Below are 6905 nucleotides of genomic sequence, written 5' to 3' on the forward strand. Positions count from 1 at the left end.
GCCGACTCAGGACAGACACGTCCACCGTGTCAATAGTTCGTGGCTCAGCTCTGGCTGAGCGCGCTGGACAGGAGCCGCGCGGTGATATCGACGATCGGGATCACCCGTTCGTAGGCCATCCGCGTGGGGCCGATCACGCCCAGGGTGCCAACGATCTGGCCATCCACCCCGTATGGCGCGGTGATCACGGCCATGTCCTCGATCGGCACAAGCTGGCTTTCGCCGCCGATGAAGATCTGCACGCCCTGCGCGTGACTCGACACATCGAGCAGCTGCAGCAGGCTCGTCTTGTGCTCGAACACGTCGAACAGGCGACGCAGCTTGTCCATGCTCGACGACAGGTCTTCCACTTCCAGCAGCTTGCGCTCGCCTGAGATGAACACCTGCTCGTTGTCCTCGGCCATCGCGCTGCTGCCCGCCTCGACCGCCGCCTGCATCAGCGCGGACATGTCGCGGCGCAGGTCCTGCAACTCCACGCGCAGGTGGTCGCGCACGGCGTCGAAACTCATGCCCGCATAGTGCGAGTTGAAGAAATTCGCCGCCTCGATGAGCTGGCCCGGCGTGTACGCCAGGTCGGTCTGGATGATCCGATTCTGCACATCCCCTTCCGGGCTGACGATGATCAGCAGGATGCGCTTGTCAGACAACCGCATGAATTCCACCTGCCGGAACGATTGCGCGCGCCGTGGCGTCATCACCACGCCGGCGAAATGAGAAAGATTCGAAAGCGTATGCGCCGCCGCCGTGATCATCCGCTGCGGCCCGAACTGCTGGCCACCCAGTTGACCCTGGATCTGGCCAGTCAGCTCAGCCAGTTCGGCACTGAACTCCGGCGCGCGCTCCAGCGGGCGCGCCGTCAGCATTGTGTCGACGAACAGCCGGTACCCGCGCGGCGTGGGGATTCGGCCAGCCGAGGTATGTGGGCTGGCGATGAAACCCATCTCCTCGAGGTCCGACATCACGTTGCGGATGGTGGCCGGCGAGAGATCAAGCCCCGAGAACTTCGACAGGGTGCGCGAGCCCACGGGCTGCCCCTCGACGATGTATCGCTCGATCAGGGTCTTGAGAAGCTTTTTTGAACGTTCGTCCATGATGCCCCGATTTTAATCAAACTTTGGCGGTTCAGGCGTCACCTGGAGCGGCGGCGGCCCAGTGCTGACAACGATCATGCCGGTATGGTCTAATCCCGGCATGTCTGCCCCCCACAAGACCGGCGCCGCGCGCCCCCCGTTCAAGACTGTAGCCCTGGTGGGCCGACACTCGACCGCTGGCATCGAAGGTCCGCTGGAAGAGCTCGCATCTTGCATCTCCCGTAACGGACAGGATGTGGTGTTCGAACGCGAAACCGCAATGGCTACCGGGCTGACAGGTTACCCGGTGCTGACCCCCGACGAGATCGGCCGCGAAGCCGATGTGGCGGTGGTGCTGGGCGGCGACGGCACGCTGCTCGGGCTGGCCCGCCAGCTGGCCGGGCACGATGTGCCCGTGATCGGCGTCAACCACGGCCGACTGGGCTTCATGACCGACATCCCGCTCGATGCCATCTCCACGGCACTGCCAGAGATGCTTTCCGGCCGGTACGAGGCCGAAACCCGGATGCTGCTGGAGTCGCGCGTGATCCGCGACGACTCGGTGATTTTCTCCGCGCTGGCGTTCAACGATGTGGTGGTGAACCGCTCGGGGATCTCCGGCATGGTCGAACTGGCGGTCTCGGTCGACGGCTATTTCATGTACAACCAGCGTTCGGACGGCCTGATCGTCTCCACGCCGACCGGCTCCACCGCCTACGCGCTGGCAGCGGGGGGCCCGATCCTGCACCCGACGCTGTCCGGCCTGGTGCTGGTGCCGATCGCGCCGCACGCGCTGTCGAACCGGCCCATCGTGCTGCCGTACGACGCCGAGGTCACGATCGAAGTGGCCAGCGCGCGCGATGTCAGCGTCAACTTCGACATGCAGGCGCTGGCCTCGCTGCTGCCCGGCGACCGCATCGTGGTACGCCGTTCGGCCAAGACCATCAACCTGCTGCACCCGGTGGGGTATAACTACTACGCCACACTGCGCAAGAAGCTGCACTGGCACGAGTATCCGACTGAAGACAACCGGCTCTGATCCACAGGCACCTCAACGTTCCGCCGTTATCCTCGTTACCCGTCCTTACCGCCCTTACCGCCCTTACCGCCCTTACCCGCCACCGCTCACCGCCCACGATGCTGCGCAGCCTATCGATCCGCGACTTCGTCATCGTCGACACGCTCGACCTCGACTTCTCCGCCGGCTTTACCGTCTTCACGGGTGAAACCGGCGCGGGCAAGTCGATCCTCATCGACGCGCTCGCCCTGGTGCTGGGTGAACGGGCCGACGCAGGCGTGGTCCGCGAAGGCGCGGCACGTGCCAGCATCAGTGCCACCTTCCACACCCACCCAGCGCTGGATGCGTGGCTGGCCGAGCGCGAACTGTCGAGCGACATGGAAGACGACGACGGCGGCACCGTGCTGCTGCGCCGGACTGTCGACGCCAGCGGCCGCAGCAAGGCCTTCATCAATGGCGCCGCGGCAACGCTGGCGCAGTTGCGCGAGGTGGGCGACCAGCTCGTCGATATCCACGGCCAGCACGCGCACCAGTTGCTGCTGCGCCCGGATGCCCAACGCCAGTTGTTCGACGCCCACGCAGGCCTGACCGAACAATCCGCCGCCGTGGCCGAGGCCTGGCGTGTGTGGCGCGCCTGCGTCAAGCAACGCGAGGCGGTGGAGCACCAGTCGCGCGAGATGCAGCTCGAACGGGAGCGGCTCGAATGGCAGGTCGGCGAACTGGACAAGCTCGCGCCGCAGCCAGGTGAATGGGAAGAGATCCAGGGCGAATACAACCGCCTGTCGCACGCGGCGGGCCTGATCGACGGCGGCCGCGCCGCGCTCGACGCACTATCCGAATCGGACGGCGCAGTGACCTCCGTGCTCAACGGCGTGGTGCACCGACTCCAGCAACTGGCCGATGTCGACGCGGGCCTGCGCGACGTGCTGGCCGCGCTCGAGCCGGCGCTGGTGCAGGTCGAGGAAGCCGCGCACTCCCTGAACCGCTATGTCGACCGGCTCGAACTCGATCCGGAACGGCTGCAGGCCGTGGAAGAGCGCATGCAGGCGCTGCACGCCACCGCCCGCAAGTATCGTCTGCCGCCCGAACAGCTATCCGACGAGTTGCTGGCCCGCCGCCAGCAACTTGACGACCTCCAGGCCGCCCAGGACATCAACAAGGTGCTGGCGCGCGAAGCCGCGTCGCGCGCTGCCTACCTGACCCTCGCCCAGCATCTGTCGGGGGCGCGCAAGGTGGCAGCCGAAGCCTTGTCCGCCGCCGTTACCAATGCGATGCAGGGCCTGTCGATGGCCGGCGGCACGTTCGCCGTGGCATTGCATCCGCTAGAGGAAGGCCAGAGCCACGGGCTCGAGCAGATCGAGTTCCTGGTCGCGGGCCACGCCGGCGTGAGCCCCAGGCCGCTCGCCCGCGTGGCATCGGGTGGCGAACTGGCGCGGATCAGCCTGGCGATTTCGGTCATCACAAGCGAGGCGGCGCCCACGCCAACGCTGATCTTCGACGAAGTGGACACGGGTATCGGCGGCGCGGTAGCCGAGGTGGTCGGACGCCGCCTGCAGGAGCTCGGACGCTCGCGACAGGTACTCTGCGTCACGCACCTGCCACAGGTGGCGGCGCAGGCCGGGACCCACCTGCTGGTCAGCAAGGAAACCAGCAAGGATGACAAAAAGGCCGGAGGCGACAATGGCGGCCCGGTGACGCGATCACGCATCCGGACACTTGATACAGATGGTCGCATCCAGGAAACCGCGCGTATGCTTGGGGGTACCACGGTCACTGCCACGACCATGCAACATGCCGAGGAAATGCTGGCGCAAGGCACCCAGGCGGCCCAGGCGGCCAACTCGCCGCGCGAAAGCAGTGGCAAGCGCCCGCGCCGCGCGGCCGGCTGATTCCGGCACGCCGAACCACACAGGAGTTTCAAACCGATGACCCATGGCAAGTCGCCATCGCTCCACCGCCGCGTCGTCGCGGCCACCTTTGCCGCGCTGGCTGTGACGGCAGTGTCGGGCTGCGCCTCGGAATCGAAGTCATTTGCGCCGCCGCGCGGCAGCATTACGGACGACCGCGCGATCGGGGACATCCTCGTCAAGTTCACGCCGCCGGATGTGACAACCTCGGAAGACGCCGGCAAGCTGCTGGCAGCGATCGAGGGGCCGGTGCGCTATGTGGTCAAACGCCCGATGTCAGGAGGGGTCTGGCTGGTCACCGCGATCACGAAATCCCCCGACATCACCGCCGACCAGGCAGTCGCCACGCTGCAGGCCGCGCCGCGCGTGGAATCGGCAACGCCCGACCGCATGTTGAAGCCGCACCGCTCCATGCCGGGTGGCCGCGACATGCCCCAGCAATAAGTATCAGCATCGCCTAATCTGAGAGCCGAGTACCTCAGCAGTTCGCATCGCCGGTTGCCTCGACAAGCTCTAGCCGACAAAGCCCCTTAAGGAGCGATGATGCCGTACAGGTTGCTGAAGTCCTGGCTCACGTCCGCCGCGCCAGCCGCGCTGGTTGTCATCGGCGCAGCCCTCGCCCACGCTCCTGCCGCCCATGCCGATACCGGCACGGCAGCGCGTACCGCCCCGGTCTACACCGGCAACTACATCGTGCGATGGCGCGACGGCAGCCAGACCGTCGATACCCCCACGGACACCACCCGGATGCGCCAGGTGGCCTCCAGCACGGGGCTCGGCCTGTCCGTCAAGCGTCCGATGTCCGGCGCGATGCAGTTGCTGACGGTAAAGGACAGTCGTGGCGACGATCCCGAGATTGTCGCAAAGCGGCTGCGCAACGACCCACGCATCGCCGACGCCGTGCCGGATCGCTGGCTGCGGTTGCATGACACCATTCCGAACGACCCCGAGTTCGCCACCAACCAGACGTATCTTGGCCCGCCATCGCAGGTAGTTGGCGGCGTCAACCTGCCGAAGGCGTGGGACCGCACGCGCGGCAGTAGCAGCGTCGTGATCGCGGTGGTCGACACCGGGTATCTGCCCCACCCCGATCTGGCCAGCCGGATAATCGCCGGCTACAACTTCGTATCGACGAACGGCGCGACGCGCAGCGGCGACGCCACGGACCCCGGTGACTACGTCCCATCCGGCGTCACCTGCCCGGACGGCTCCGCCGGCCCACAGGCCAGCACCTGGCACGGCACACGCGTGGCCGGCACGCTGGGCGCGTTGACCAACAACGGCCTCGGCATCGCCGGCGTGGACTGGTCGGCACGGATTCAGCCTGTGCGGGTATCGGGACGCTGCGGCGCGCTGCTGTCCGACACCGTCGACGGCATGCGCTGGGCCGGCGGCCTGAGCGTGCCAAATGTACCGGCCAACCCGACCCCGGCGCGGGTGATCAATATCAGCCTGGGTGGCGGCACGTGCTCGACGATTGAACAACAGGCAATCAACGATCTCAATGCAGCGGGCGTGGTGGTGGTGGCTGCCGCCGGCAACTCGGCCGGTGCCGTGGAAGCCCCCGCCGACTGCTCCGGCGTGGTCGCCGTGACCGCGCACGCGAACGATGGCGAGAACGCGAGCTACGCCAACTTCGGGACCCAGGTAACGCTGAGCGCGCCCGGCGGCGGCTGCGGCAACTCGAAGGTCGGCACCATCGCGGGTCAGCCAGTCTGCACGGCGGTGGGCGGCCAGTCATACATCCGGACGCTCTCGAACGATGGCGCGACGACCATCGGCAACTACACGATCGTCAGTTCTCAAGGCACGAGCTTCGCGACACCGATGGTGTCGGGCGTCGTCGCATTGATGTTCGCGGTGAATGGCGCACTGACGCCGGCCCAGGTCACGACTGCCCTGCAGAGTTCGGCACGTCCGCACCCGGCCAACACGTTCTGCACCACCGGCAGCAATGTCGGCAAATGTGGCGCCGGACTGCTGGATGCCGATGCCGCATTGGCGGCGGCGATTAGCGCGCCGGCCGGTTCCTCATCGACATCGACTGGCGGCAGTGGCTCCGGCAGCAGCGGGGGCGGGGGCGGTGGGGGCGGCGCGATGGTGCCGTGGAGCGCTGCCTTGTTGCTGGTGATGGGTGTGACGGGGTTCGCGATACGGAGGCGGGTGGGAGTGAAGCGGGCATAACCGCATAGCGGGCGCCTGCCCTTTGGCCCTGCCCCTTCCCGTTTCCTGCTAGCGGGGTCGGGGCAGAGCACCGCGGGAGTATCAAGATCGAAGGCTGGCGATTTGCGCAGCTCGCCGGCTGGCTGGAAGGGCGATAACCGCTCAACTATCCTTCACGCTTCCCACGCGCCCCCCACCATTCCTGCAGCAACCAGCAGCCCAATCCCGCCACAGCGCCCGCCGCGTGCGCGCCGCGCACCACGCCGAACCCCCACGACGGATCGAACACCACGGCCGCGAGCCACGATTGTTCGAGCCAGACCTTGCCCAGCACGATCACGCACGTCACCACGCCGATCAGGCGCGACCAGCCGGGTGCCTGCAGCAGCCGCAACGCCGTCCATAGCGCAAGCCCGTGTGTAGCCCCGGACAACCCGCCATACCAACCTACCGCCGGCATCGCGAGCAACGCCAACTGGGCGGCCAGTCCGCAGACCACCAGCACCGTCAGCGACTCACGCACCCGCGCCTCGCGCCCGGCGAGCAGCATGAGCCCGGCGGTGGCGGCAACATCGGAGAGATAGTGTCTGGTGTCGAGGTGCACCCACATCGCGGTGACCAGGCGCCACCATTGACCCTCCGTCCGCACGGCATCGCGCAAATAGAGGCCGTGCGCGTGCATCCACGGCACGAACGTGAACAACGCGGCCAGCGCCGCCACACCCGCCACTGCGGCGAGCATGGCCG

At 67.1% G+C, this 6905-nt stretch carries 6 protein-coding genes; 4 read left to right on the forward strand and 2 right to left on the reverse strand.

Annotation, left to right across the window (positions count from 1 at the left end; all coding sequences use genetic code 11):
• Positions 1-44: 44 nt before the first annotated feature.
• Entirely contained in the window at positions 45-1091 is a 1047-nt protein-coding gene (gene hrcA / locus D769_RS21350; protein ID WP_008649330.1) for a heat-inducible transcriptional repressor HrcA, read from the reverse strand.
• A gap of 100 nt (positions 1092-1191) precedes the next feature.
• Between hrcA and D769_RS21355 the strand changes: the two genes are divergently transcribed.
• From D769_RS21355 to mprA, 4 genes are all read left to right on the forward strand, one after another.
• Positions 1192-2109, forward strand: coding sequence for an NAD kinase (locus tag D769_RS21355; protein WP_008649331.1), 918 nt, complete (start codon positions 1192-1194; stop codon positions 2107-2109).
• Between the two features lie 98 nt (positions 2110-2207).
• Complete coding sequence (recN, locus tag D769_RS21360; RefSeq protein ID WP_008649332.1) at positions 2208-3977, forward strand: DNA repair protein RecN; 1770 nt, start codon at positions 2208-2210, stop codon at positions 3975-3977.
• A 36-nt stretch (positions 3978-4013) separates the two neighbouring features.
• On the forward strand, positions 4014-4439 hold the full coding sequence (locus D769_RS21365; RefSeq protein ID WP_008649333.1) for a hypothetical protein: 426 nt from the start codon (positions 4014-4016) through the stop codon (positions 4437-4439).
• A 99-nt stretch (positions 4440-4538) separates the two neighbouring features.
• Entirely contained in the window at positions 4539-6179 is a 1641-nt protein-coding gene (gene mprA, locus D769_RS21370) for an MprA protease, GlyGly-CTERM protein-sorting domain-containing form (protein WP_008649334.1), read from the forward strand.
• Positions 6180-6324: 145 nt separating this feature from the next.
• Here the strand turns inward: mprA and rrtA are convergent.
• Positions 6325-6905 (reverse strand): rhombosortase (gene rrtA / locus D769_RS21375; RefSeq protein WP_008649336.1); only part of this gene is annotated, 581 nt, incomplete at its 5' end.

The sequence above is a fragment of the Cupriavidus sp. HMR-1 genome, assembly GCF_000319775.1.
GTDB classification, from domain to species: domain Bacteria; phylum Pseudomonadota; class Gammaproteobacteria; order Burkholderiales; family Burkholderiaceae; genus Cupriavidus; species Cupriavidus metallidurans.